Raw genomic sequence first — 2,784 nt, forward strand, 5'->3', positions numbered from 1 at the left:
CGAGATACCCCAAGCGAGAAAGGCACCTTGGATCAGCAGGGTCAACACAGGCACTTCATATCCAGACAACATTTTTCAATCTCCATCGATTGTGTTGCCTGGGTTACGCTTCTCGGGTCAGAGCGGATCGGTGCGACAGCTGCGTCGTTTGCGCACAGATGTCGGAAGCAACGTTTCGCGATTGTCGCACGAGCTTCTTCGACCGCCAGCATTGCTAACGCGGCCGTTCATCGGAGTATGCAATTGTGGTCCCGATGCTGAAGATCAGTCGTCTGTGCTGCGTATGCGAGCCCCGACCCGTAAACAGGGAATGGGTCGGGGCTCTACACCATCTCCAGCTGGCAGGTGGCTCAGCTCAACTGCGATGGCCCACGAGAAACGACACAAATGCCTCTCTTGGATTGCTCCCACGTAAACCGCCGCCCCGTCCCGCGACGCTTTGGCGCGCGCGCCGACGCCCCTAGATGTTCAGCGCAAAGGCAGCCAGGAAGCTGAGGCTTAAGAGCAACATGGCCCAGTGGGGGAGTGCATCAAGTTGGACCTTTTTCCGTTTTCTATGTGCGAAGGCCATTGGCACCACCATCGCTTCGCGTCTTCCGCTTCTGAAACGCCGCGATCACGCAGCCCCCTGGCGCAACGTCGCTCTCATCATCTTTGAACTTGCGATCCAGGTGCGCACGGGCATCCATGATTGAGGAAAACGTGACCGGGACTCGGGTGCCCGGAAGCAGCCGCAGCACAGGTAGTGAGTCCACAGCGCAAGCGTCCGACGCCCATTCGGACAGAATGGCGCGCTTCTGGCTTTTACTTAGCGCCGGGTCATCGACAACCTCATGCGGGAACGTAAATGTGTGTGGCCGGCTCTGATTGATCTCAGTCATCATAGTCTCCCTACAGCTTCCTCCAATTGCCGCACAGAAAAAGGGCTACCTCTTCTGACTGCCGAGGCACCCCAAACTTAAGACGTCCAAGACGACCATGATTTAGTCGACGATTCAGTGGTTTCAAGGGTGCAGGATGAAGAGAAATTCGATCGAACTTGGCGCTTCTTCCGATGAGAAAAGTGGGCGTTCGTTCCCATATCCATGAGTGCCAGTCGGTTGAGGTTAGGGCGTATCCGGAGACGGATTTGCCCGACCTTGCCTCACTAAAGTGTCGCGGGAAACGCAGTGTCTCCCCAACTCTCCTCTCCCGCGATGTTCCCGAGTCCCGGCGCTCGCCCCCCAACGCGCCGGGGCTCTTCATTGCCCGCGCCACTAACCGCCTTGGGTCATCAGCTGACGTCGTTGATCGCATGCGAGAGGTCCGCTTCACCCCTCAAAGCCGACATGCCGACTGGCGAGCTATATGGCAGCAATGCGCCAACAGCGGACATCCCCTGTACAATATGACGTTGTCGCGGCATAAGAAAAGCACTGCCGTCACACAGCGGGATTTGCAGCTTCCGCACGGCGCCTCGGACTAGAGGCCTTCTGGCGACACAGTCACACAAAGAACGGCGGACATTGAGAGCCCTCGAATGCTAACCCGTACCAACGTACTGACACTAAGCCGAGTTTCGCTTGCTGCCCTCATGACCCTGTCTTTGTCGCTGCCGCTTGCAGCAGCGCAAGAGAGAGATTTTGCGCGCGAAGCCGTTACGAATTTGAATGCCTACGCCGCCTACAAGATGGGTAAATACGATGAGGCGAGGAAGATCTGGGAGGGGCTCGCTCAGAAAGGAAACACGACGGCCCTGTTGAACCTGGCAAACATGTTTCAGCAGGGTCAGGGCGTGAGCCAGAATGATCACGAGGCGCATGAGCTTGTTGAGAAGGCTGCGGCGCTTGGTGACCCACGCGCGCAGTACGAATTAGGAATGGCCTACGAAAAAGGGCATGTAGTTGATCGCGACATAGCCCAGGCCGCAAAGTGGCTCAAGAAATCTGCCGATCAAGATTACGCTGATGGTCAATTTGCGTACGGCGTGATGCTGGCTACCGCCCGTGGGCAGGGCTTGGACAAGTCGAGCCGTCAGGAAAGGCAACAAGCCATCGAGTTGTTACTCAAAGCGAAGGCTGGCGGTCACTTGGAAGCAGGCGACTACATCCAAACCATTCGCTCGTCTCTGGAGGAGTAGAGTCCAGAGACGGTGAGGAACGCTCCCCCCGACCATAACCGTCTTGCGCTCCTAAGCAGCCATATACAGACTTACGATTGAGGTCTGCTAAGCGGCAAAAAAGCGGACATCATCAGGTGAACTTAGGACGTCCGGTTCACGCCCTAACGCTGATCTCACCGATGGTCAGTTCCCGATGTGCCAACTGCTTTGAGCCCACGGCGGGCAGTCATGCCAATACCCGCAAGCGCCAGACCGTCCAACAGCAATTTAAGCCCAATCATCAGACCTATGGCCTTTTCTCCGCTCCACGGCCACCCAAGCCACAGCAGTACACCCAAGAGAAGCGTGACCGCCCCGCTCAACATAATGAGCGTGCCGCCCGTAGCAGGTGGAACACGGAGTGCGAAAATGATCTCGCTGATGCCGTCTGCAATCAAATAGATGATCACCACGATTGTGAGCGCCTGAAGACCCATAGCGGGCTGCGCAACCATGTATCCGCCAGCCAGGACCGCCAATAAGCCGAACAAGAAACGAAGGAACGTGTCACCCCATGACACCGATAACCACGCAAAGGCAAGACGCAAGAGCCCGCCAAGCAACAGTAACAGTCCTACAATGAACGCTACGGTCATGCCCGACTGCTGGGGGTAAACCAGCACGATTATTCCTAGGGCAATCAA

The 2,784-nt window shown here is 56.6% G+C and carries 3 protein-coding genes; 1 reads left to right on the forward strand and 2 read right to left on the reverse strand.

Annotation, left to right across the window (positions count from 1 at the left end):
* Positions 1-554 precede the first annotated feature (554 nt).
* Positions 555-881, reverse strand: a complete 327-nt coding sequence (locus AC33YF_RS13540; RefSeq protein WP_491777740.1) for a hypothetical protein — start codon at positions 879-881, stop codon at positions 555-557.
* Positions 882-1,519: 638 nt separating this feature from the next.
* Between AC33YF_RS13540 and AC33YF_RS13545 the strand changes: the two genes are divergently transcribed.
* The gene (locus AC33YF_RS13545; RefSeq protein ID WP_491777741.1) at positions 1,520-2,119 is read left to right on the forward strand and encodes a tetratricopeptide repeat protein; all 600 of its coding nucleotides are present in this window, start codon (positions 1,520-1,522) and stop codon (positions 2,117-2,119) included.
* Positions 2,120-2,274: 155 nt separating this feature from the next.
* Here the strand turns inward: AC33YF_RS13545 and AC33YF_RS13550 are convergent.
* A partial coding sequence (locus AC33YF_RS13550; protein ID WP_491777742.1) for an HdeD family acid-resistance protein occupies positions 2,275-2,784 on the reverse strand: 510 nt, incomplete at its 5' end.

It is taken from the genome of Methyloceanibacter sp. (assembly GCF_058506495.1).

Bases quoted from the DNA above. Each gene is read 5' to 3' on its own strand.
- AC33YF_RS13540 (WP_491777740.1), bottom strand. From the start codon at position 881: ATGACTGAGATCAATCAGAGCCGGCCACACACATTTACGTTCCCGCAT.
- AC33YF_RS13545 (WP_491777741.1), top strand. From the start codon at position 1,520: ATGCTAACCCGTACCAACGTACTGACACTAAGCCGAGTTTCGCTTGCT.